Here is a 22220-nt window from a genome sequence, read left to right as displayed (position 1 = left end):
TTTAAATTATTTTATCGTAAAAACTATTGAGGTTTTCTGATGAAATCAATAAGAGAACTAAATAAATTATTAAAAGCTTATAAAAGATATAGTATTGAAAATTTAGCATATTCGTTAAAATTTGATGAAAAACATATACTATATGCTTTAGATGGGAAAGATATACTTTTTCCTCATCATATAGTGGGTATGTCTATATCTTATGCCCAATTGGCATTCTTAAAAATTGAAAATAATAATGCAGATATAGATGCTTTGAATAGTTTAAATCTTGCCTTGATGTATGCAGAAGTGGGAAGAGAATTACAATTAAAAGATTTTAAAAGAAAACCTCTAGATAAAATGAATGTACATGAGTTAAAGAAATATTTTTCAGAATTTTCTGCACTAATTTTTTGGGCGATTCTATTAAATAATAAAAATTTAGCAAAGAAATTAGCACGCCAAGTGGAGTTTTGCTTACAACAACAATTTCTATCTGACTTTCCTTTAAGTTATAACTATTTTTCATTATGGGCTTATTACAAATGGATTAATGAAGAATTTACATTAGAAGCAAAAATAGGCGGAAAATTTAAAGATTTGATAGATAATTGGTCATGTGACTCAGTATTTTTAGAACCATTACTCATAGATATAGCAAATTTACACTGCGAAGAATTAATAAATAATGATTTACGTAAGTATCCTCCAAAATTTATTCGCCCTCCGTTTACTTTATTGCCACTTGAAATTCATGTGATTAATAAATTAAGAGCATTGGATGAATTAGAGGAAATATCTTTAAATCATCCTTTAATGAACACTCATTCAGCAAAAATTAAAGACTTCGAAGTGATAAGTGATGATTTGCTTGAAATGATACAGATAAGTTTTTTGTAGCTGAATGAACCTACTCAAAAGTATATTTGCAAACAGCTGGGGTACAGGAGGATACAATGGCATGAATTTATATATCTACCGAATATATTGATAAATTTGAATTAATTATAGTCATTACTTAGAAATGGCTATGTATAGATGGGGTATACAGCAGTGCAAATTATGATTGAGCCCTCAGTTCTTAGAACCAAATCTCCATTTTTTATTATTACTAAAAATTTCTTTATTTTTGGATTGCTTTGGATTTTATCTTCATTCTTGTATGGTGTTTTTGACTATGAGTCATATTCTTCCATATTTATTTATCTAATTAGTTTCTATGCTACTTATTTTTTTGGATATTTAATATCTAAACCTATTGTTTTAGACCTTGACTCTAACACTCTTAATCGAGTTAAGTTTTTAAGCCTTATGTTTTTTGCTCTTTATTATGTAATAATACTTCTACGGTTCTTTCTATTTGATATTAATAATGATTTATATGGTTTTAGACTTGGATTTGGATTCATTTATCCATTTTGGATACTAACCCCAATTTTTATCACTAATCTGAAGAATAAGTTTTATATTTATTTATGTGTCTTGCTATGTGCTCTAGAAGTAATTTTTTGGGTAATGTTTTTTAAAATGAGTGAGTCTGAATTTTACAAGAGACCTTCATCTGTTGCTATGTTCACAAGTTCTCTTGTATTCGCCTTAACTTTTCCTTGGTATTTATCTTGGCTAAGAGAAATAGACATCAATAAATGGGTTTTACCATTCTTTTTTAAAGAAGATAGATTTATATCTAAACTAATATCATGGGTAGTAATAGGACTTGGTAGTTTATTTATGTTTTTATTCTATCTTTTCTTTTAAAAAAGAATTCTAAAAAAAGGTGTATCTATGAGATCTTTACATCAGGTAGCAGCTAGTCAATTGGGTATAGAAGTATGGTACCAGAAAGGATTTGAACAAAATGGTATTTTGTTTATTCGACCAAATCATTACCACCCATCGGAGGCTATGGGGGTGCAATGTGCAAATTGTAATACGATTGTGTGGATAACTGGACGTAATGATCCTATTTTAAATGAGGAGTTGCCAGAATATGCTGTTAATGGTGGTTCTCTTTATCGTAATTATATTGAGAATAATAGTAAAAGGTTTTTAAACTCTTTACCTTCATGTCCATATTGCTATCAACAAGTCTATGATTTATTTATAAATAGTACAATTATGCCGAGATATCAAAATGGGGACTACTATTCATTAGAAAGTGATCTAGGTCCTAATGAAGAAATATCAGCTAAAGTCAAAGATATACCAGTCTGGTGGTATGGTGATCAAGCTGAAGCTAAAAGACAGAGTTTGAAATTTTTATAATATTTTTTGATAATCAATAAACTATTACTTTTGAAGATTTTGCACATACTGGAATTAAAGGTTTTTTGTAAAACCAGAGGCACAATGACATGAATTTGTATCCAATACCCGCTGATTTTATTAATGAAAAGGTGAACCTTTCATGGTGTGATATCAAATGGGGCTATGAAAATAATCTTCTCACTTCAGAAATACCAATAAAAAAAGCAGAGAATAGTTTATTAACGGAAAACTATACTAATGCTGAACTTGAATTGTCATTCCTTATCCCGAGTGAATCAAATGACATCACTCTTTTTATTAATGAACTATGTCCTAACTTTAAAGAAGATGAATATGAGAACATCAGTCAAAAATGGTTATATGTAATTCTTAGTTGGCTCTGGATTAATAGAGAAAACTTTGAAGATCCATTAGATGAGGTGGAAAGTATTTATACAGATTTTGATTGTCCAGCCGAAATGGATAGTTTTATTAAATATATGCCTCCTACTGATGGATACGATCCCTCGTTGTATTCTTATGCAGAAAATATTAATCGCTTAATGAAGAATTGGGAGAGCTATTTGCAAAAGAGTGCTGAAAAGTATAAGTGAAGCACTATGCGATCTATGAAGCTTAAGAATATTAAGCAAATTTTTTAAATACTGGAGTACCATCAAATGCTACAAGATATTGGGAATCAGTATCCAAATGGCGCAATTAATAAAGAAATTATTGAAAATTTTGCAGCTACCTTAGAAGTTACATTTCCACCAGAATATGTTGAACTTATTTCTCAACATGATGGAATTTATCCTGAAATTTCTAGCTTTGATTATGTTGACACTGATGGTGAACTAAATATCAGTACAGTTGAATTAGGGGGATACTCGCATGAGCCCCGTATAGAAGGGATGCAATTTCCTGAAGGCGATGATGATTATGCTGGAAAATTGATAGGATTTGGATCGACACCTGGTGGAAATTTTATTTGTTTTGATTACCGATTTCCTTGGATAAAAGATCAACCTAAGATTGTGCTTGTTTTACACGATGAATTCTATGATTTTGGAATGAATGAGGGTAAAAGAAAGATTCTGTACCTAGCAGATAATTTTGTACACTTTATAAATTCATTACATGAATTTATTGAGTATTAGCAATCTACTATAGTTTTTTGATTTTTAAATAATACTTTATTTAACAGTGCTCAATAGTTGAAAAATAGCAGTTTGGAGACAGAGCGATTGGTAAATTAAATATTAAAGGTTACTAATGATTTTATATGTTTGTAGTTATGTAGTAAGAACCCCATTTTTTTCAGAGAAAAGAATAGATTTAAAAGAAATGGGTTGGGAAAAATTATCAAATATAATTAAGAACATTTTTTCTTTTGGAGGTAATGTCATTATTCATAAGACAGACGCAGATTATTCTGAAGAGTTTGAGCGACTAGCATATAGTGATATTGATAGCTACAGCATGGTTTGTGACTCTAGATATGGTTATTTATTTGGATGCAGTATTAGTGAAAATGAGGAATATCCGGCGGGTACGTATTTACGTCTTATAAACAGAAAAGCTAAAAATCCTGATGAGATTTATATTTTTGAGCCCCATGAAGATGAATGGAAAGCAAAATATGTTAACCACGATTTAGAATTAGCATTAAATTTTTTTAAAGATATTTATGAGTATGGCGATTTATTAAAAGAGTCAAAAATTATGCTTGAGTAGTTAATTAGAGTTTTAGTCAATATTTAATTTTAAGAAAATTAGCTTCTTCATGGAAAATCAGCCGTTATGAATAGTATTAAAAATAAGGAAGAATATCAAAAAGCATTGGCACATGTAATTCAACATGCTGAATCTAATGAAAATACAGTTAATTTGATTGACTACATTACAAATAACAAAGGTGATGTACCATTTTGTATAGGAATGTTAGGGAGTTATGCTGAAGCTAACGCAATGGTATCTTGGTTTAGGGATAGTGATTTAATTGCTTTTAAACAGTGGTGTTTTATTGCGGCTAAACTGAATCGTATGGTGTTTCAGTTTGATGCTATAGAATGGTTCCCTACCTATAAACATTTATATGCTTTATTATCAGATAATGAGGAAATCATTTCTTGGTATAGCCAGCACCGAGTATCGTATGATCGAGTAGGCTCACTTAAAGACCGTGATAATCCACGTAAGCCCGATTTTCATGGGTACCAGTTGATCTTAGCTCTTAATCATGAGTGGGATAAATTACGTGAACGTTGTGAACTCATTTTGCAAACTGATTTAAAAAAGGATAAAAAGTATTTAATTGACCATCGTTTTTATCTTGCCTTATCCAATGGTGATAAGAGTGAAATGGAAAATATTTTGACTGAATTAACTAGTCCAAAAATTGCCAAAGTTCGTAATTTTGAATTTGCATTTACTTTTACTGAGCATTTTATTGCTACTCATGCTGTAATTTATAGCAAATTAGCATGGAGAAATGGATATCAGTTAAATATAGATACTCCTTGGATACCTAAAGAATGGTTGCCTGTAAAGCCTTTACCTGAATATCCCGAGCCTTGGGAATTTATGCGCGAATTTGATATTTTCACTCCTTTTGAAGGTGAATGGAAAGATTGGTCAACCAAAAGGAACACTAAATAAGTTCTGAAAATTTGGCTATGTCCAAGATAAATAGTGGGCTGACAATCAGTAAATTGCACTACTTTTGGCATTAAAGAAGGCTCTCAAAGTTGCGGACTTTTTTATTACACATTGCTTAAAATATACACAGAAACCTCGCTAAAACGAGTTGGAAGGCTACAAAGGCGAATGATACTTTAAGTTTCACTCTTCCCAATAAGTAATGTGAGCAATGAAATTGTTAGCTTTGTTCAGTATGGGAGTTGCAGCGAGTTATTGGTATGAAACTATAAAAAATAGCAAGCCAACTCTTCTGAAACCAACTTTTGATGAAATAGTAAAAAACTTTGTATTAGCAGAATTTAAAGCCTAATGCATTTAATAATTTTAATTAAATAAAAAGCTCATCGGAAGGTGGGCTTTTTGTACATAGGATATATGTGACTTTGCATAAACGTATTTTCATACTTTTATTCTGTATCTTTTTTATTTAACTCCTCAAACATTTTATATTGCTCTTCAAATATTTTTTCATGGTTCTTCACTGTCTGTAAGTACTTAACACACTCAGGGCACTTTTCTAAAATTAATGATTGTTCAAGTCTTATAATTATTTCTTTGTTTAGTGAGTGGGAGTTGTTCTTTGCTGCATTTGTAAGTTTTTCGCGAAGTTCTATAGGTAAGCGTAAGCTATATTGAGACGATATAGGTTCGCTATCATTGATATTTGTCATAGTTATCCCATCCCTGTAATAGATTTTTGTTATAAAGTAAGACTTAAAGATAATTGTAGGACAATTTGAACTAAAAAACAGTACCTAGTACTTTTTACTGAATAAAAGATTTCTTAAATGCTGGGATTTTTTGAGATGAATATCTGAAATGGGATGTAAATAAACAAGAGTATTAAATATAGAAATGAATCCCAAGGGGGAGGTTATGAAAAAAATTCTATTAAATTGCTTAATTATTTTTGGTGTGGTTGGGTGTGCAACCAATGAACCTAAAGAAACCCCATTAGAAGTAAAGCCTAAAGATACTTATTGCAATCCTAATGAGGCTCAAAAGCTTATAGGACAGTCTGTTCCTAGTGAGGCAGAGTTAAAGAAAATAACTAATGCAGGTGTTGTGAGGATTTCTCGTAAAGGTCAATCTGTGAGAGCAAACTTACATTATGATCGACTGAGTATTGTGATTGATAACGAATCGAAGATCATCTATTCAAACTGTAGTTAAGTTGATAAATAGAATCAAAGTATTCAATTAAATTTCATAAATGAGATAGCATTTTTTTGGATACAGTTGAATGCAGAATAGTCTGTATATTAAGTTCTGCTAAATATCGATTATTGGTGGGGCTTTTTATTTTTTATTTGGTATATTTGAGATTCAACATCTTGAGTAATTATTATGACGATTAGAATTGATTTAGTTCAAGGCAGGACAAGCTATCATGATCGTTATGATAGAAATCCTGATTTACTGTTTATCAGTTTACAGACTTACGAAGATATCTTGCATGACCCAAACACCGATTTAAGCAAAGACTTTAATAATTTTTATGGTTGTGAAGTCATTACAGTGAACTCTTTAAATATTGATTATATATTTTTTGAGAAAACCGATTTGGATGCTGCGCTTGAAAAGTATATAAGCCAAAGAACCCAATTGATAACTATTCCAAAGCATTTGCCTTCACATAGTACATCAGCTCCTACAAACTCCAAACTACGGTCTATTGAAGATGATTTTACTTTAGAAAATTTACAAATTGAAGAGAAGATAATCGTTGCTTACCGGCAGTCTCAAGAAAGTAAAAAATTAGATTTTTAAGAGCCGAAAGGCTCTTTTTTAATGGAAATAATGTACGTCTTCTATGTCCTATATCTTAACTATAAGTACCAGTATTGAACATGTTTTTGCAGAGAAAGCCTCGCTAAATATCGATTATTGGCGGGACTTTCTATATTTTTAACTCATGATATATTTGTATCAATTGAATAATTAATAAAGTTAATAAGTATGAAAAGATATATTTTTATAGGGCTCGTGATGAGCGTGCTTTCAGCTTGTTCAAATAATGTATTAAACCCTGAAGCTTCTAAACAAGTTCAAGCGCAACCACCAGAGAAAAAAGTCAAGCCTCCAGTCCTTGGCACAAGTAATGAATGGGACTCATCTTTTGACTGTGATCCAATCAAAGTTAGAAATCTTATAGGTAAAACTGGCTTAACAGAAAAACAGGTTCTATCGATGACCAATGCTCGAATTTATCGAAGTGCTTATCCAGGAGAAGCGCTTACTGAAGACCTCCGCCCAGATCGAGTGACTGTAGTAATTGATCCAAAAACAAAACGAATAGTAGTTAGTGCGTGTGGCTAACTTAAACAAAAAATAATCGTTCATAATATTTTGTTTTATAAATTGTAATTTTCTAATTTTTCCTTAGAAATATTATATTTAATGTTGAATTGTTAAAGAAAATCTTAAAGATATGCTGCTCATGATTAAATTTTGGTTGTTTTTTCTATAAATAATATATCTTTATATTTTAACCTTATTTCTGATTAGAAGGTAAAAGTGAAAAAAATATTAGCACTAACAATTTTAATTTCATCATCTTATACATCTGCTGTATCAAATGAAGTATTTGAGCAGGACATCCGTAGTTATTCTTTATTGCATGGCGTAAGTACAGCAGAAGCAAATAAAGCATTATTTTTAGAAGCTAACCGAGACTCTGCACTCGACGCTATTGAAAAGGAGTTCAAGGGGAGGATAGCTGGTATTTATGTTGAAAACTCACCTACATATAAAATTGTGGTTAGGATCAAAGGGTATGGCCAGAATGAGAAACGCAATATAGGAGTAGGAAATACAATTTCTAAAAGTAAATTGCCTATTGATATTCAATATGGGGCAAAAGAAACTAGAGAGGTTGCTAAAGGACAGATAAATAAAGCACAAAAACTAGTAAAAATTTATTTTAATACCCTTCAAACTGTTAGCTACAATGAAAAAAATGGGAATATTGTGGTTGAAGTCAAAGGAAAAAGTACTGCTGAAAATTTAAATAAGGTTGATCAGGTCAAAGCTGCTTGGAATAATCCGAATCCACCATTAGAAATTAATTTAGTTAATTGGTCTGTAAAGCCTCTTGTAGATGCTAATGGCGGGGCTTTTTCTTTTATAGAGTTTTAAATTTTTTAATTTCACAATAAAAGTAAATATAGATTAGATAAATTATTGACTGTTAGAATTTAAAAATATAGTTTGTCTTTTTTTATTTCAACGCACTAAGAAATTATGAATAAATATCTACTATTAATACTTGCAACATCTACTCTTTCTTTGACGGGTTGCGCACAAATGATTCCAGCTCAAGCTACTAAACTTGAAAATGGAAATTATATGATTCAGACCACTTCTAATATTTTGGGTTCTAATGAAGCAATGGAAAACAAAGTAAACAAAAAGGCTGAAACTGTTTGTGATGGTAAAGGCTTTAGTGAAATAAATAATAATCATCAAACCCATAGTCAACAGATATATACAGCTCAAGTAATTACTACAGGCACTTATAAGACCTTCAATAAGACTATTAAATGTAATTAATCACTTTTATAGATAGCAATTGAACTCACTTCGGTGGGTTTTTTAATAGTTGATTTTAATTTGCCGAACTTCTTACAGCCCACGACGCCTACTTTGATTTGGTCTTGGCGGAGGTCTCTTTTTTTGAACATTCGTGTTCATAGTGGAGAAATTTCAAGATATTTAAATTTATCATAGTGTTAATATAAGCAAGTTTAATATTAATTAACTGTTATATGGATAATATGTATAAATTGCATAAGAATGAATCTCCGGAAATGATTCTAGCTTTTGAGAAAGCTATAAGTACATTTAAATATTTTTGGCGAGAACTCTATTGGGAATATCGACGAATTGTTCCTGCTCTAGAACTGGCTTATGTGAAATGTGCATTTACCCAAGAAAATCTTGAGGATAAAAATCAACCTTTGATTGAGTATATGTGGATTGATCAAGTTGATTTTGATGGGAGTACAATTTCAGGAACTTTGTTAAACGAACCTTATATTATTGATAATGTGCAAGCTGGTGAAACAGTAAGGCTTCAATTTGAGTCCATAGTTGACTGGATGTTTTTGTCTAATGGCAATGTTCATGGTGGGTTTACGATTCAAGAATATCGTAAAACTTTAGATGCAGTAAATCGTAAAGAATATGATGAGGCGTGGGGGATTGATTTTGGCAATCCTGATGAAATTTTTCTAGTTTATGACCAGAAAAATTATCCCGAAAATCTAGATGAACATCCCATGTGTAAGAGTATTTTGGATCAGTTCATAAATATTACAAATACAGACCCTACAATTATTACTGAAAAAGATGAAAGTGGTAATCAATTATTACATCGTGAAGTTATAGCGGGTAATTATTTATTTGTTCAAGAACTGTTAAGGTTGAATACTAATAAGTTAGAAGTGAATAATCAATCAATGACTCCTTTAGATTTGGCTCATAAAATGGGGTGGAGCAATATTGTAAATTTACTTAATTAGCTTTGACCCAAACCCTCTAATGGAGGGTTTTTTAATGGGTGAAATTTATGAAAAATAAAGTCAGCTTTCAGGCCCTAATAAGAATTAAGTAAAGACTTAAATAAGTAGTTTTTAACCTAAATATACTTAAAAACTTATCAGAGTACTAACTGAGATATTAAAGGTTTGTATTATAGAAAGAAGCCAATTTGTCTACTGCTTGATCAACGTGATCGGGTTGATCATACATGGTCATATGTGTTGCATGATCAACAAGAAATAGTTCTTTTTTAGTTTTGGCTAAATCATAGAAATGTTTACTGTGCCACAATGATTCAGCATCGCTCCCCGCTATTAATAGTAGTGGCTGCTTAAGTAATTCTTGAATATTCTCTGTGGCATCAAATGCAATAATTTTATCTACACTTGAAAATAACAATTTATTCTGGGAATTTTTATGTTGTCCCCGAGAGGTTCTATAATATTCAGTCGCTTCTCGTAAATCATGTGGTGTATTCGCATCAGGTTTTTCAGGCACATAATTGATATATACAGGTTCTGCACCATTTGCTTCTCGGGTTCTTTGCTGAGCGACTTGATCCAATAATTTTAATTGATCTGATAAAGTTCCGTCACCATGCCAGCCTTTACGGAATCCCAAACCAATATCAAAACCACTCACAGTACCCACTGCTTTAATACGGTGTTCTGTCATTGCTGCATTAATGCTATATCCACCACCAGCACAAATACCAAGTGCGGCAATACGATTTTTATCAACGAATTTCAATGTCGTGAGATAATCAATACCACTTCGAATATCTTCTACACGTTCAGTTGGATTCTCTAAAAATCTAGGTTCACCGCCACTTTCACCTTGGTGAGAGGCATCAAATGCTAAGGTGATAAATCCTTTTTTAGCCAGCTTTTGCGCATATAAGCCTGCGGTTTGTTCTTTTACACCACCGCCAGGATGAGTCACAATAATTGTAGGATATTGTTTTTTCTCGTTGAAGTTATCTGGTAAATACAAATTACCAGCCATTATGATTTGACCATTTTTGAAAGTTACATGTCGCATATTTTTTTGACTGATTTCTGTGCTGATCTTCGTTTTTATTTCTGCTGCAAGAGTGGCTTGAGCAGTAAAAACCATGGTTCCAAATGTTAGTGTTGAAATTAAAAATCCTTTTTTAACAAGACTGTGTAATTTGAATTTATCAGTTACTAGTCTTGTATTCAGGATATTAGAAATGTCATTTTTCATGTTATGAGCCTTATTCAAAATTAGTCAAAAATTTGGGATAGCTGTTGTTTTAGAGACTCGATATCATTGTTAATCTGTGGATTTTTCATGACATCGAAAAATGAAAATGTTGGTAATATTTCAACACCACAAAATTTGTAGTTTGCTGTGTTGTGAATAAATGCATCATCAACAGATCTACCTTCAAATAATTTTTGATTAGAATCATTAAATGCTTCTTGAGGAGCATTCCATGTTAGGGATAACATGTACTTTTTACCGAAAAGCTTTCCGCCTGTACCGTATTGCTTGGTTGGATCCTGTCGAGTACGTCCATCACCAGTTAAAAAACTTCCCTGTTTCATGCCTTCAGTAAAGACTTCATCAATATATTTTTTATAGATCCATGGAGAGCCAAACCAATACACGGGAGACTGAGTGATGATTAAGTCAGCCCATAAATGTTTATTCACTTCTTCATTGATATCATAGCCTTTTTCAACCTCGGTAAGCTGGATTTCACAATCTAGACTGAGCATTGTTTCTTTAATAATTTCAACTATTGAGCTATTTAATGTGCCAGTAGAAATACCTTCATAGAATTGATGTGTATTAATAATTAATACTTTTTTCATCATATATACCCTAAGTTTTATTTGCCTATTGAGGATATTAGTTTGCACTGGAGACGAAGAATTAGATTGCCAAATTTGCTTTAATTCTTGCCTAATACGATGAGAAGTGGCAAAAGTATAACTAATAAAATTTTAATCTGTTAATCTTAAACAGTATATTTATATCCTGATTTTGTGAGGAGCAGGCTAAAATGAATCGGTCTAGTGTAGATAATTTCCTCCTTTCTTTAGTTGAAGATATTGCTCAAAACGATGGGGACTATCCTACAGAAATTCCAGTATTATCTATTTATCGTCGCAGTACAGTTACTGATCCGATGCCATGTGTATTTGGCTTGGGTTTAGGTGTCACACTACAAGGCAGAAAGCGCGTAACTCTTGGAGAAGATGTCTTTGATTATGGTTCTGGACAAGCACTTATTAATACGATTGATTTACCAGTTGTCTCTTATGTAACACAGGCCACAATAACAGAACCTTATTTAGGATTACGGTTAGATCTGGATGCAAATTTAATTGTACAAATTGCTACGGAAATGAATGCTTCCAGAATTTACAAAGGTGGACCGTCAAGAGCGATGTCTGTTATAGCATTAGATGATGGGTTACTTGATGCCTTAATGCGTTTAATTAAACTTTTAAATGAACCTAACAAAATTCCATTTATTGCACCCTTAATTCAGCGAGAAATTATCATTCGGTTACTGGACGGTGAGCATGGTCCAATGCTCCAACATCTTGCTGCTGTAGGCTCTCCAAGTCAGCAAATTTCTCAAGTAATTGCTTGGATGAAGTTAAACTATACAAATACTATTTTAATAGATGAATTAGCAGCCAAAGCGCATATGAGTTCATCTACTTTTAGACAGCATTTCCGTAGTCTTACTGGATTAAGCCCCTTGCAATATTTAAAAAATTTGCGTTTGCAAGATGCACGACATTGGATGCTTTATGAAGATATGGATGCTGGTAGTGCTGCTATACGCGTTGGCTATGAGAGTGTTAGTCAGTTTAATAGGGAATATGCCCGAATGTTTGGGGAACCTCCACTCAGAGATATAAAACGCATGCGCAATCTAAGTAATTGAAATAATATATTTATCTAGCTATTTAAATTAAATAGAAATGAATATTTTTGAATGAACATACTGTAGTAATTTAACTTATCCTTTATCGATAGTTTTTTAACTTAAAGGCAGCTAGTTTCCTGATACAGCTATCGCTGTTTTTAGCACATTATCGATCATGATATTGAGTTCATCATTACTCAAATGACTAAATTGTCCATCAATAATTAAATAGCTTAGACCATGAACCATTCCCCAAGCTAACCTTGCCATGGTTTGACTCTGGGCAGCATCGACGGGGGCATCAAATGCTATTGCTGCTGCGTATACCATTCCTGTATAGAATAAATTTGTCATAGATTTTAATTTTTCATCATCTTGAGCGACAGTAAACTGGCTATACATCAGTCTAAATAAAGATGGATTTTTAATAGCAAAATATATGTATTCTTTTCCTGAGTTTAAAAAACCGTCTTTGGGGTGGGTTGCATTATGAATAGCATGCGCCTGAGCTTCTATTAATTGTTCAAATCCATATATAGCTAAAGCTGTCAGTAGTTCTTCCTTATTTGCAAAATGTCTGTAAACCGCATTTGGCGATACACCAATCATGCGGGTCAGTTCTCGCATACTAAAATCAATACCCTGACTAGATTCTAATAATTGTAAGCCATTAATAAGTAAAGCTTCTCTTAAATTACCATGATGATAGCTAGAAGCTGGATTTGTGTTCGATGTTGACACTATACACATCCTCGTGTAGTTTTAATTATGTATACAGTGTATACATTCGTTGATACATACTGGAATTATACAAAAAATTAATCAACAGGTAGGATGTAATCGAATGAACAGGACAAGTATCCGTAATGAAATTGTTAACAATAAGCTGGTTTCTTCCGTAGTAGGGAAGTTTCTGAGTTTCCATCAAAGCCGAGTTCCCTATAGCCCAGATAATCCTTTTCTTGTAGGTCCTTTTGCTCCAGTTACTGAAGAGGTTTTTTCAAGTGATTTGGTTGTACATGGAGAAATACCATCTTCATTAAATGGCATTTTTTTAAGAATGGGCCCAAATCCATTAGAAGTTGAAAACCCTGCAAACTATAATTGGTTTATGGGCGATGGGATGGTACATGGTCTAAGGTTAAAAGATGGTCAAGCATTATGGTATAAAAATCGATATGTAGGGACGCATCAAATACATAAAAAATTAGGGCGAGAGAAAATAAAAGGTGAGCCTCGAGGTCCAGTTGATGTCGCAAATACGAATATTATTGGTCATGCAGGAAAGATCTGGACAATAACAGAATCAGGGCCGTTTCCAGTCGCTTTAGATCATGAATTAAATAGCCTTAAATATGGTTTATTCAACAGTAAAGATAATTATCCTTTTACAGCTCATCCTCATGTAGACCCAGATACGGGAGAGTTACATGCGATTTGCTATGATGTTTTACTGCCAATGCAAGTCTATTATCAGGTGATTGATCAATCGGGCCAAGTTAAGAAGCGAGTCAGTATCCCTGTTAAGCATGGACCAATGATGCATGATTGCGGTATGACAAAAACTAAAATGCTAGTTCTGGATTTCCCTGTAACTTTTTCAATCGAGAGAATGTTACAAGGGATGCAATTACCCTATTCATGGAATGAAAAGCACCCTGCGCGAATAGGTGTCTTACCAAAAAATGGTGATGCACAGGATATAAAATGGTTTGATGTAGATCCATGTATTATTTTTCATTCATTTAATGCATACGATCTTGAAAATGGCGATATCATTTTTGATGCTTGCGTTCACACCAAGACCTTTACTGACTCTATTCAGGGACCAGTAGATAAGCAGTTCATCCAGTTTGAAAGATGGACTTTGCAATTTGGTACTCAAACTCTAAAACGGGAAGTAATTTCAAAAATTCCTCAAGAATTTCCTCGTCTAGATGAACGTTTTGTTGGGAAACCCTATCGCTTTGCTTATTCAATTTCTGTTGGAAATGAAGGTGAGCCAGTAGATAATATTAATTTAAAAGCAAATAATTTATTGGTCCATGATTTACTCAAAGGTGAATCCTATAAGCATTCATATGGTGATGACTATTTTACTGGTGAAGTGATTTTTTTACCAAAACAATCTGAGAGTGAAGAGGGCGATGGTTGGTTAATTTCGTATATCCATGCTTTAGATGGGATAAAGCCAAGTAAAGTAGTAATACTCGATTCCAAAAAAATTGGCAAAGAACCCCAAGCTACTATTGATTTACCTGTACGAGTGCCTTTAGGTTTTCATGCAAATTGGGTGGATATTTAAAAAGATAGTTTAATGTGCATTCTGCTAAAAGAATGCATAGTAGAAGAATGATGAGTGCTCCAATGGTACTGTCAGCTTTGGAAAAGCTTTAAAAATGTATTGAATTTAAAGCACATTAAATATAGTCGCCAAGATGAACTAAAAAACTTAGCTACAAATCTCCTAAACACGGGGCTTTTTCTTTTGTTGGGATGAAAAATTAAACTGACTTAAATGTGGTCGTGATATGGTATAAGAGCACCTCCAATAATAAGGATTATATATGTCAGACAATTCAACAAAATGGCTTTGTGTGGGTGGTGTTCTAAGTGGTGAGTGGAGAGAGCAGCAATTAGAAGCTTTTGATGTTGATCCTAATGATTTAAATACTCATAGTTATGAAGCAATGAAACTCATTAATCCTGTTACCAAGGCAGAACAGGATTTCTATGTATATACTGAGCTACAAGAACATGCATATGACAGGGCAATAAATTTTGCCTTATCCAAAAATCAATAAGATCAAGAGAGCACTTAGGTGCTCTTTTTTATCTGAAGATATGACCTGTTAAATAATTTCTTAATTCCCAAGGACTCGCTTCTCAAGCATCTCCATAAAAGTTTTTAAAATAATATTGTGGTTTTTGCCTTTATGAGTAATTAAACAAATTGGGGTGCTGTAATGCATTTTTTCCTTTGAAACTGGCTGCATAAAGCCATCTTCAACCCATTTCTTTGCGTAGTGATCGGGTAAAAAACCCAAGAATTTTCCAGTTAAAATTAGGAATGCAATTCCTTCACGGTCACTTGCAGTCGCTTTACAATCTAAAAGCTGGTGCAACTTTGCTGCTTCTGGAGTGATGGCGTAATTGGGAAGTACGGCTTGCCAGGTTTTTAACTCACCTAAATTGAGGTTGCTACATTGGTTGAACAGTGGATGGTTTTTACCGCAATACAAAAATGAACTTTCACTATATAAATCAAAATAATCTAGACCAGACAAAGGGGTAACAAGGGGAATTGCTCCAGCATGTAAACGGTTGTCTAGCACACGGCATTCAATATCAGAAAGTGTACTCATACTAATGTTAATAATAACTTCAGAATGTTCTTCGGCGAGTTGTGCCAGCGTATTGGTAATATAGCCACTTGGCATGGTCACGAGGTTATTAATAATACCTATATTAAATTCACCCTTTAGACGGTTATGCATTTGATTAACTTTAGAGCGAAAGTCTTCGATAGAAGCGGTGAGTACTTCTATATATTCTAAAATTTCCCGTCCTTCATCAGTCAATGCAAAGCCTGCGCGTCCACGCTGGCATAGCCGAATGCCCAGACGATTTTCTAAATCACTCATATGCAGACTAATGGCAGATCGGCTAATGCCAAGAATACTTTCGGCAGACGTAAAGCTATGACAGTCACAAACTGTTTTAAATATTTTAAGTAATTTAATATCAAAATCAGTTACTTGATTTAATTTTTTGGGTTTCATTTAGTTTTGTTTTTTTAAATCTAAACTCAAGATAATTTGAATTTATCAAAACTATATCGCTATGTACACTCAAAAAATAGCCTCAAAACAAGAAGAGTGATTATGTTTGATATAGACAAATTAACTGATGGTGATTCTGCATCGGAAAACGTTCAATCAAATGCTCAGATGAGCTTAAATTATCAAGCGCATTGGATGCCATTTTCTGCAAATCGTAATTTTCATAAAGATCCGCGCATGATTGTTGGTGCTAAAGGATCTTATTTAATTGATAGTGCAGGCCGCGAAGTCTACGACTCTTTGTCGGGCCTTTGGACTTGTGGTGCAGGACATACACTTTCTGAAATTCAGCAAGCCGTAAGTACTCAGTTGGCTAAGCTGGATTACTCCCCAGCATTTCAGTTTGGTCATCCATTGTCGTTTCAATTAGCTGAACGAATTATTCAGCATATGCCTGAAAAATTGCAGCATGTGTTCTTTACTGACTCAGGTTCAGAGTCAGCCGACACCGCAATTAAAATGGCTCGTGCCTATTGGCGAATTAAAGGCAAACCAAGCAAAACCAAACTGATTGGGCGTGCACGTGGCTACCATGGTGTAAACGTAGCAGGGACAAGTCTTGGTGGTATCGGTGGCAACCGAAAAATGTTTGGTCAGCTCATGGATGTAGACCATTTACCGCATACCTTACAGCCAGATTTAAGTTTTACCAAAGGCTGTGCTGAAACAGGTGGTGTAGAGCTTGCCAATGAAATGCTTAAGTTAATTGAGCTACATGATGCTTCAAATATTGCCGCAGTCATTGTAGAACCCGTTTCTGGTTCGGCAGGTTGTATTGTGCCGCCGACTGGTTATTTAAAACGCTTAAGAGAAATCTGCGATCAACACGATATCTTGCTGATTTTTGATGAAGTCATTACTGGTTTTGGGCGAATGGGTAAATGGACGGCTTCAGAATATTTTGATGTTACGCCAGATATTTTAAATTTTGCCAAACAAATTACCAACGGTGCTATTCCACTTGGTGGTGTGGTTGCAAGCCATGAAATTTATGACGCTTTTATGCAGCAAGATTTACCTGAACATGCAGTCGAGTTTACCCACGGCTATACCTATTCGGCGCATCCGGTTGCCTGTGCAGCGGCTTTAGCGACGCTCGATGTTTTAGAGAAGAAAAATTTAATCCATCAATCGGCTGCTCTAGCTCCAAGCTTTGAAAAACTTTTACATGAGTTAAAAGGTGCTCCAAACATTCTTGATATACGCAACTGTGGGCTGATTGGTGCTGTGCAATTAGCACCGCGTGATGGCGACGCGACGATTCGTGGTTTTGAAATTGGCATGCAGCTTTGGAAAGCGGGTTTCTATGTACGTTTTGGCGGCGACACGCTTCAGTTTGGCCCAATGTTTAATAGCACAGAGGCAGAGTTACAACGACTCATGAATGCCGTGGGTGAGGCAATTTATCAAGTCAAATAATATTGATCGACTTAAAACTTAATTGGAAAAGATGAATAGACACAAGGAATAAAGATGAACACTTTAGAGAATTTTGACAGCAACGCGATTGCCAACACAGACACAGATTCAAGTCAGCAAACCGTTAAAGTAGTAGGGCATTTTATTGATGGTGGCCTCGTAACCAAAACTATCAAGAAACAGCCGGTTTATAACCCTGCGACTGGTGAAAGTACTAAAGATGTTGCGCTTGCAGATGCAGAGCTGGTCAACCAAGTGGTTCAAATAGCAGAGCAGGCTTTTCCAGCATGGCGCGATACACCAGTGATTAAACGCGCACGTGTTATGTTTAAATTTAAGCAATTACTCGAAGAAAATGCGGACAAGCTTTGTGAGTTGATTGGTGAAGAACACGGAAAAATTTGTCACGATGCAAAAGGTGAATTACAACGTGGCATTGAAAATGTTGAATATGCATGTGGTGCGCCTGAGTTTTTAAAAGGTGAATATTCGAAAAATGTGGGTCCAGATATTGATTCATGGAGCGAATTTCAACCATTAGGTGTGGTTGCTGGGATTACGCCTTTTAATTTCCCCGCAATGGTTCCGTTGTGGATGTTCCCAATGGCGATTGTTTGCGGTAACTGTTTTATTTTAAAGCCTTCAGAAAAAGCGCCGTCGGCTGCGTTATTTCTAGCTGAACTATTAAAACAAGCTGGATTACCTGATGGTGTTTTCAATGTTGTAAATGGTGATAAAGACGCTGTTGATGCGTTATTGCATCATCCAAAAATTCAAGCGGTTAGTTTTGTCGGATCAACCCCAATTGCAGAGTACATTTACCGTACAGCAACCGCTAGTGGTAAGCGTTGTCAAGCATTAGGCGGAGCAAAGAATCATGCGATTATTATGCCTGATGCCGATATTGATAACGTCGTGACTTCTTTGTTAGGCGCGGCATTTGGCTCATCTGGCGAACGTTGTATGGCACTGTCTGTTGCTGTTGCCATTGGTGATGAAGTTGCAGATGTTGTGATTGAAAAATTAAAACAAGAAATGAAGCAGTTGAAGTTTGGTCACTATGCAGATGAGCGTAATGACTTCGGACCGCTCATTACGCAAGCACATAAAGATAAAGTACAAGCTTTTATTCAAAGTGCCGAGCAACAAGGTGCTAAAATTGTTGTGGATGGTCGTGATGCAAAACCAGCAGGTTATGAAAACGGTTTTTTTGTTGGGCCAACTTTAATTGACCAAGTTTCGCCAGACATGACAAGTTACCAGCAAGAAATATTTGGTCCTGTTTTACAGGTCATTCGTGTACAAACTATGCAAGATGCGATGCAACTCATTAATGACCATGAATATGGTAATGGAACCTGTATCTACACTCGTGATGGTGAAGCAGCACGTTATTTTACCAGCAATATTCAAGTCGGTATGGTTGGGGTCAATGTGCCATTACCTGTGCCGGTTGCATATCATAGCTTTGGTGGTTGGAAGCGTTCATTGTTCGGTGATTTATATGCGTATGGCCCAGATGGTGTGCGTTTTTATACACGCCGTAAAACCATTACCCAACGTTGGCCTTCAACGCAAGTCCGTGAAGCCAAACAATTTGCTATGCCTACATTAAATTAGTCAATAAAAAGGGAAAACTCTGATTTTCCCTTTTTTGTTTCGTACAAGTTGGAGAAGTACATTTTTAAGACGGTTTTAAAATCAGTTTGTCAATTTGAAGGAATCGAATATGAACAATGATAAAACAACAAAATTAGGTGAAGGACTTTCTAATCGGCATGTCACCATGATCAGTATTGGTGGCGTTATTGGTGCGGGTTTATTTGTAGGCTCTTCTGCGGCAATTGCAAAAGCAGGGCCTGCCGCCGTACTCGCTTATATAATTACAAGTATTTTAGTTTTTCTAGTTATGCGCATGCTGGGTGAAATGGCCGTAGCGCAACCAGACACAGGTTCGTTTTCTACATATGCACGTAAAGCAATCGGCCCTTGGGCTGGGTTTACCATCGGATGGTTATATTGGTGGTTTTGGGTACTGGTTATTCCAATTGAAGCGATTGCTGGAGCTGAAATTTTGCATGCTTGGTTCCCGCAAATTTCTAGTGCCGTTTATGCATTCGCTTTTATTATTTTACTCAGCTTAGCCAATTTTTTTAGTACCAAAAGTTTTGGTGAGTTTGAGTTTTGGTTTGCACTGATTAAAGTCATTGCGATTGTAGTGTTCATTATTATTGGAGCAATGGCTGTATTTGGAATGTGGCCTTTAGCAAAAAATGTGAGTGGTGTCGGCAATCTGTTTTCAAATGGTGGTTTTATGCCACATGGTATGGGCGGTGTTTTATCGGCAATTTTAATCTCGGCATTTTCATTTTTTGGAATAGAAATTCTTTCTATTGCAGCGGCAGAATCTAAAAATCCGGAAGAAAAAATTAAACGTGCGACCAATTTGGTGCTCTACCGAATTATTTTATTCTTTGTTGTTTCTATTTTTCTTGCAGTTGCTTTGGTCGATTGGCGTTCACCAGACTTACAAAAATTTGGTACCTTCCAGTTTGTGTTAATGAGCCTGAACGTTCCTGAAACTAAACTGATTATGGATGCTGTCGTTTTTATTGCAGTTGCAAGCTGTATGAATGCCGCAGTTTACACTTCATCTCGCATGTTATTTGCTTTAGGTACACGTCAGGAAGCCCCGAAAGTTGTGACAAAAATTAATGGAGCGGGCGTACCAACTTCGGCTGTATTTTTATCTACGTTGATTGGTGTAGTGTGCTGCGCTGTAAACTACATGTTCCCGGGACAAGTCTTTGGGTTCTTGCTCTCAACCACAGGCTCAATTGCATTACTGGTGTATTTGGTGATTGCATTTTCACAATTACGTTTAAGACATAAATGGGAAAAAGAGGGTACAGCCGTATCTTTTAAAATGTGGTTGTTCCCATGGTTAACTTGGTTTGTGATTTTAGTCATTATGACCGTTTTAGGTTATATGTTCTTATCACCAGCCTATAGTTATGAAACCACTTTATCTTTGGGTGTAACTTTAGTAGTGGTCGTTTGCGGGTTGTTTGTCACGCGAAAGCGTAAAGCAACCAGAGCGGTTGCCATGAATTTAGATTAATTAAAAAAAAAGAGACTTTAGGGTCTCTTTTTTCATATCTCTAGATATATCAAAAAATGCTTTTATATCTTCGGCTTTCTTCCTAAGAAGAACGCAATCATCGCACCTGTAAATCTAAGAATACATAATTACTTTAGGTTGTAAATTGTCTGCAATAGACATCGATAGGCTGCTCGATAGAGAAATATCTATCGAGCTATTATAAATGATAAGAATTATAAATTCGGGGCGGTGGTCAAGCAAATATGCGGCCTTAATTTTACTAGTCCCTTATTGCTTCAAAGGAATCCAGCCGGGCATGTTTTGAATGATGGTCCATAGCTTCTCTGGGATATTGAGAGCATTTACTTTAGTTGGATCAAGTTCGACAACTATTTCTTGTCCTTCTCTAAGGCTATCAACCCAGTCTGGATTGATAATCAATCCGCGTCCAATCGCAACCATAGACAGTCCAGTATCTAGTGCTTGCTTGGCTTGATCTGGTGTCAGGATGCCACCAGCGGCTAAGACAGGCACGCGATTGTCCACTCGATCAAGAATGTGGTTGATGATGGTTGGCCCAGTTGGATCGTCGATAGGGCGGTCAGTCAACAGGTTAGCCAAAGAGACGTGGATATAATCAATCCCAAGATCCAACAACTGATCAATAAAAGTAAGAGTTTGATTAATGCGGTATCCTTCATCTCCTGTCTCTTCGGGAGAAAGGCGAACACCGATGGCAAATGGACGGTCAGCATGCTGGGCTACGACGCGTTTGACCTCTGCAATGACTGCTAATGGAAACCGCATGCGGTTTTCCAATGAGCCGCCCCATTCATCACTGCGCGTATTAGTAGCTGGCGACAAGAAGTTTTGCAAAAGAAAACCGTGTGCGCCATGTACTTCTATCCCGTCGAAGCCAGCCTCGATACCGCGTCGTGCTGCCTCGCCGAATGCCTTGATTATTTCCAAGACTTCATCGCCTGCTAGTGCCCGAGGTGTCTGTGGTGCCATGAAGGGAGTAGCTTTCGTCATAATGGCGCTAGAGCTCACTACGTCTGCATTGGGAATCAATTGAGGCAAAGCCTTGTTGCCCGCATGAAATAGCTGAAGAATGGCTGGTGCGCCACCACTTTTTGCAGCATCCGCGAGTCGTTTAAGGCTTGGAATATAACTATCATCAGCAGCAGAAAACTCATGTGTAAACCCGATACCATTGGGGGTAACTTGGGCACAGCCGCTAATGACCAAGCCTACACCTTTAACACGGAGCCGATAATAGGCTTCCTCTTCGTCCGAGATTTGAAAATCATCAGTACCGGACCAAGTTGTCATAGGTGACATCACTATACGGTTGCGAAGGGTGATGCCTGAAGCAAGCTTAAGTGGATGGAAGAAATTATTGAGAACAGACATCAAATAAACTCTTAAAAAGGTGTGATGCTTAATGGTATACATTATAAACCTAGTGTCA

At 35.3% G+C, this 22220-nt stretch carries 26 protein-coding genes; 20 read left to right on the top strand and 6 right to left on the bottom strand.

Going from position 1 to position 22220, the window contains the following annotated elements:
* Nucleotides 1–39: 39 nt before the first annotated feature.
* From MKL38_RS03755 to MKL38_RS03720, 8 genes are all read left to right on the top strand, one after another.
* On the top strand, nt 40–882 hold the full coding sequence (locus MKL38_RS03755) for a hypothetical protein (protein ID WP_270902538.1): 843 nt from the start codon (nt 40–42) through the stop codon (nt 880–882).
* Nucleotides 883–1020: 138 nt separating this feature from the next.
* Nucleotides 1021–1740, top strand: coding sequence for a hypothetical protein (locus MKL38_RS03750; RefSeq protein WP_437118785.1), 720 nt, complete (start codon nt 1021–1023; stop codon nt 1738–1740).
* 27 nt (nt 1741–1767) lie between these two features.
* A complete protein-coding gene (locus tag MKL38_RS03745; protein ID WP_270902537.1) occupies nt 1768–2247 on the top strand; it encodes a hypothetical protein in 480 nt (159 codons plus the stop codon).
* An 89-nt stretch (nt 2248–2336) separates the two neighbouring features.
* The gene (locus MKL38_RS03740) at nt 2337–2843 is read left to right on the top strand and encodes a DUF2247 family protein (RefSeq protein WP_270902536.1); all 507 of its coding nucleotides are present in this window, start codon (nt 2337–2339) and stop codon (nt 2841–2843) included.
* Between the two features lie 66 nt (nt 2844–2909).
* Nucleotides 2910–3389 (top strand): SMI1/KNR4 family protein, encoded by a 480-nt coding sequence (locus MKL38_RS03735; protein WP_270902535.1) that lies wholly within the window; start codon nt 2910–2912, stop codon nt 3387–3389.
* Nucleotides 3390–3504: 115 nt separating this feature from the next.
* The gene (locus MKL38_RS03730; protein WP_270902534.1) at nt 3505–3966 is read left to right on the top strand and encodes a hypothetical protein; all 462 of its coding nucleotides are present in this window, start codon (nt 3505–3507) and stop codon (nt 3964–3966) included.
* Between the two features lie 66 nt (nt 3967–4032).
* On the top strand, nt 4033–4890 hold the full coding sequence (locus tag MKL38_RS03725) for an Imm49 family immunity protein (protein ID WP_270902533.1): 858 nt from the start codon (nt 4033–4035) through the stop codon (nt 4888–4890).
* A 211-nt stretch (nt 4891–5101) separates the two neighbouring features.
* A complete protein-coding gene (locus MKL38_RS03720; protein ID WP_270902532.1) occupies nt 5102–5242 on the top strand; it encodes a hypothetical protein in 141 nt (46 codons plus the stop codon).
* 97 nt (nt 5243–5339) lie between these two features.
* Here the strand turns inward: MKL38_RS03720 and MKL38_RS03715 are convergent, their stop codons facing one another.
* Nucleotides 5340–5603 carry an Arc family DNA-binding protein gene (locus MKL38_RS03715; RefSeq protein WP_270902531.1) on the bottom strand — a complete coding sequence of 88 codons (264 nt, stop codon included), beginning with the start codon at nt 5601–5603 and terminating at the stop codon, nt 5340–5342.
* Nucleotides 5604–5808: 205 nt separating this feature from the next.
* Here MKL38_RS03715 and MKL38_RS03710 point away from each other — a divergent pair, with 205 nt between their 5' ends.
* From MKL38_RS03710 to MKL38_RS03685, 6 genes are all read left to right on the top strand, one after another.
* Nucleotides 5809–6105 (top strand): hypothetical protein, encoded by a 297-nt coding sequence (locus tag MKL38_RS03710; protein WP_270902530.1) that lies wholly within the window; start codon nt 5809–5811, stop codon nt 6103–6105.
* 174 nt (nt 6106–6279) lie between these two features.
* A complete protein-coding gene (locus tag MKL38_RS03705) occupies nt 6280–6702 on the top strand; it encodes a hypothetical protein (RefSeq protein WP_205469182.1) in 423 nt (140 codons plus the stop codon).
* A gap of 189 nt (nt 6703–6891) precedes the next feature.
* Entirely contained in the window at nt 6892–7251 is a 360-nt protein-coding gene (locus MKL38_RS03700; RefSeq protein WP_333724259.1) for a hypothetical protein, read from the top strand.
* Between the two features lie 198 nt (nt 7252–7449).
* Nucleotides 7450–8070: a hypothetical protein gene (locus MKL38_RS03695; RefSeq protein WP_270902528.1), complete on the top strand. Its 621-nt coding sequence runs from the start codon at nt 7450–7452 to the stop codon at nt 8068–8070.
* A 105-nt stretch (nt 8071–8175) separates the two neighbouring features.
* Complete coding sequence (locus tag MKL38_RS03690; RefSeq protein WP_005046928.1) at nt 8176–8484, top strand: hypothetical protein; 309 nt, start codon at nt 8176–8178, stop codon at nt 8482–8484.
* Between the two features lie 257 nt (nt 8485–8741).
* The gene (locus tag MKL38_RS03685) at nt 8742–9455 is read left to right on the top strand and encodes a DUF2314 domain-containing protein (protein ID WP_270902589.1); all 714 of its coding nucleotides are present in this window, start codon (nt 8742–8744) and stop codon (nt 9453–9455) included.
* Between the two features lie 157 nt (nt 9456–9612).
* Here MKL38_RS03685 and MKL38_RS03680 read toward each other — a convergent pair whose 3' ends face one another.
* Both MKL38_RS03680 and MKL38_RS03675 read right to left on the bottom strand, forming a co-directional pair.
* Nucleotides 9613–10701: an alpha/beta hydrolase gene (locus MKL38_RS03680; RefSeq protein WP_151744932.1), complete on the bottom strand. Its 1089-nt coding sequence runs from the start codon at nt 10699–10701 to the stop codon at nt 9613–9615.
* A 20-nt stretch (nt 10702–10721) separates the two neighbouring features.
* Complete coding sequence (locus MKL38_RS03675) at nt 10722–11318, bottom strand: NAD(P)H-dependent oxidoreductase (protein ID WP_228267565.1); 597 nt, start codon at nt 11316–11318, stop codon at nt 10722–10724.
* Between the two features lie 188 nt (nt 11319–11506).
* Between MKL38_RS03675 and MKL38_RS03670 the strand changes: the two genes are divergently transcribed.
* Nucleotides 11507–12403, top strand: a complete 897-nt coding sequence (locus MKL38_RS03670) for an AraC family transcriptional regulator (protein ID WP_270902527.1) — start codon at nt 11507–11509, stop codon at nt 12401–12403.
* Between the two features lie 111 nt (nt 12404–12514).
* Here MKL38_RS03670 and MKL38_RS03665 read toward each other — a convergent pair whose 3' ends face one another.
* Nucleotides 12515–13135, bottom strand: a complete 621-nt coding sequence (locus MKL38_RS03665) for a TetR/AcrR family transcriptional regulator (RefSeq protein WP_270902526.1) — start codon at nt 13133–13135, stop codon at nt 12515–12517.
* Between the two features lie 94 nt (nt 13136–13229).
* Between MKL38_RS03665 and MKL38_RS03660 the strand changes: the two genes are divergently transcribed.
* Nucleotides 13230–14690: a carotenoid oxygenase family protein gene (locus MKL38_RS03660; RefSeq protein ID WP_270902525.1), complete on the top strand. Its 1461-nt coding sequence runs from the start codon at nt 13230–13232 to the stop codon at nt 14688–14690.
* 262 nt (nt 14691–14952) lie between these two features.
* A complete protein-coding gene (locus MKL38_RS03655) occupies nt 14953–15189 on the top strand; it encodes a hypothetical protein (RefSeq protein WP_004642900.1) in 237 nt (78 codons plus the stop codon).
* Between the two features lie 60 nt (nt 15190–15249).
* Here MKL38_RS03655 and MKL38_RS03650 read toward each other — a convergent pair whose 3' ends face one another.
* A complete protein-coding gene (locus MKL38_RS03650; RefSeq protein WP_270902524.1) occupies nt 15250–16167 on the bottom strand; it encodes a LysR family transcriptional regulator in 918 nt (305 codons plus the stop codon).
* 96 nt (nt 16168–16263) lie between these two features.
* Between MKL38_RS03650 and MKL38_RS03645 the strand changes: the two genes are divergently transcribed.
* The 3 genes from MKL38_RS03645 (at nt 16264) to MKL38_RS03635 (ending at nt 20767) form a co-directional block, all read left to right on the top strand.
* Nucleotides 16264–17646, top strand: coding sequence for an aspartate aminotransferase family protein (locus MKL38_RS03645; protein ID WP_270902523.1), 1383 nt, complete (start codon nt 16264–16266; stop codon nt 17644–17646).
* A gap of 54 nt (nt 17647–17700) precedes the next feature.
* Nucleotides 17701–19266 carry a CoA-acylating methylmalonate-semialdehyde dehydrogenase gene (locus tag MKL38_RS03640; protein ID WP_270902522.1) on the top strand — a complete coding sequence of 522 codons (1566 nt, stop codon included), beginning with the start codon at nt 17701–17703 and terminating at the stop codon, nt 19264–19266.
* A 109-nt stretch (nt 19267–19375) separates the two neighbouring features.
* Nucleotides 19376–20767, top strand: coding sequence for an amino acid permease (locus tag MKL38_RS03635; RefSeq protein ID WP_127491954.1), 1392 nt, complete (start codon nt 19376–19378; stop codon nt 20765–20767).
* 270 nt (nt 20768–21037) lie between these two features.
* On the opposite strand, the gene MKL38_RS03630 is transcribed toward MKL38_RS03635, so the two are convergent.
* Complete coding sequence (locus MKL38_RS03630; RefSeq protein WP_270902588.1) at nt 21038–22162, bottom strand: NADH-dependent flavin oxidoreductase; 1125 nt, start codon at nt 22160–22162, stop codon at nt 21038–21040.
* Between the last annotated feature and the right edge of the window lie 58 nt (nt 22163–22220).

The organism is Acinetobacter sp. AOR14_HL (genome assembly GCF_027855175.1).
Classification (GTDB): Bacteria; Pseudomonadota; Gammaproteobacteria; order Pseudomonadales; family Moraxellaceae; genus Acinetobacter; species Acinetobacter calcoaceticus.
Note: the sequence above shows the minus strand (reverse complement) of the source record. Positions and strands in the feature narration are given on the sequence as shown.

Excerpts from the sequence above, each read along its gene's own strand:
- MKL38_RS03635 (WP_127491954.1), top strand. The coding sequence starts at position 19,376 with ATGAACAATGATAAAACAACAAAATTAGGTGAAGGACTTTCTAATCGG.
- MKL38_RS03750 (WP_437118785.1), top strand. The coding sequence starts at position 1,021 with ATGGGGTATACAGCAGTGCAAATTATGATTGAGCCCTCAGTTCTTAGA.
- MKL38_RS03675 (WP_228267565.1), bottom strand. The coding sequence starts at position 11,318 with ATGATGAAAAAAGTATTAATTATTAATACACATCAATTCTATGAAGGT.
- MKL38_RS03690 (WP_005046928.1), top strand. The coding sequence starts at position 8,176 with ATGAATAAATATCTACTATTAATACTTGCAACATCTACTCTTTCTTTG.
- MKL38_RS03740 (WP_270902536.1), top strand. The coding sequence starts at position 2,337 with ATGAATTTGTATCCAATACCCGCTGATTTTATTAATGAAAAGGTGAAC.
- MKL38_RS03665 (WP_270902526.1), bottom strand. The coding sequence starts at position 13,135 with ATGTGTATAGTGTCAACATCGAACACAAATCCAGCTTCTAGCTATCAT.
- MKL38_RS03745 (WP_270902537.1), top strand. The coding sequence starts at position 1,768 with ATGAGATCTTTACATCAGGTAGCAGCTAGTCAATTGGGTATAGAAGTA.
- MKL38_RS03680 (WP_151744932.1), bottom strand. The coding sequence starts at position 10,701 with ATGAAAAATGACATTTCTAATATCCTGAATACAAGACTAGTAACTGAT.
- MKL38_RS03640 (WP_270902522.1), top strand. The coding sequence starts at position 17,701 with ATGAACACTTTAGAGAATTTTGACAGCAACGCGATTGCCAACACAGAC.
- MKL38_RS03705 (WP_205469182.1), top strand. The coding sequence starts at position 6,280 with ATGACGATTAGAATTGATTTAGTTCAAGGCAGGACAAGCTATCATGAT.
- MKL38_RS03630 (WP_270902588.1), bottom strand. The coding sequence starts at position 22,162 with ATGTCTGTTCTCAATAATTTCTTCCATCCACTTAAGCTTGCTTCAGGC.
- MKL38_RS03725 (WP_270902533.1), top strand. The coding sequence starts at position 4,033 with ATGAATAGTATTAAAAATAAGGAAGAATATCAAAAAGCATTGGCACAT.
- MKL38_RS03660 (WP_270902525.1), top strand. The coding sequence starts at position 13,230 with ATGAACAGGACAAGTATCCGTAATGAAATTGTTAACAATAAGCTGGTT.
- MKL38_RS03685 (WP_270902589.1), top strand. The coding sequence starts at position 8,742 with ATGATTCTAGCTTTTGAGAAAGCTATAAGTACATTTAAATATTTTTGG.
- MKL38_RS03720 (WP_270902532.1), top strand. The coding sequence starts at position 5,102 with ATGAAATTGTTAGCTTTGTTCAGTATGGGAGTTGCAGCGAGTTATTGG.
- MKL38_RS03650 (WP_270902524.1), bottom strand. The coding sequence starts at position 16,167 with ATGAAACCCAAAAAATTAAATCAAGTAACTGATTTTGATATTAAATTA.
- MKL38_RS03710 (WP_270902530.1), top strand. The coding sequence starts at position 5,809 with ATGAAAAAAATTCTATTAAATTGCTTAATTATTTTTGGTGTGGTTGGG.
- MKL38_RS03730 (WP_270902534.1), top strand. The coding sequence starts at position 3,505 with ATGATTTTATATGTTTGTAGTTATGTAGTAAGAACCCCATTTTTTTCA.
- MKL38_RS03655 (WP_004642900.1), top strand. The coding sequence starts at position 14,953 with ATGTCAGACAATTCAACAAAATGGCTTTGTGTGGGTGGTGTTCTAAGT.
- MKL38_RS03670 (WP_270902527.1), top strand. The coding sequence starts at position 11,507 with ATGAATCGGTCTAGTGTAGATAATTTCCTCCTTTCTTTAGTTGAAGAT.
- MKL38_RS03715 (WP_270902531.1), bottom strand. The coding sequence starts at position 5,603 with ATGACAAATATCAATGATAGCGAACCTATATCGTCTCAATATAGCTTA.
- MKL38_RS03755 (WP_270902538.1), top strand. The coding sequence starts at position 40 with ATGAAATCAATAAGAGAACTAAATAAATTATTAAAAGCTTATAAAAGA.
- MKL38_RS03735 (WP_270902535.1), top strand. The coding sequence starts at position 2,910 with ATGCTACAAGATATTGGGAATCAGTATCCAAATGGCGCAATTAATAAA.
- MKL38_RS03700 (WP_333724259.1), top strand. The coding sequence starts at position 6,892 with ATGAAAAGATATATTTTTATAGGGCTCGTGATGAGCGTGCTTTCAGCT.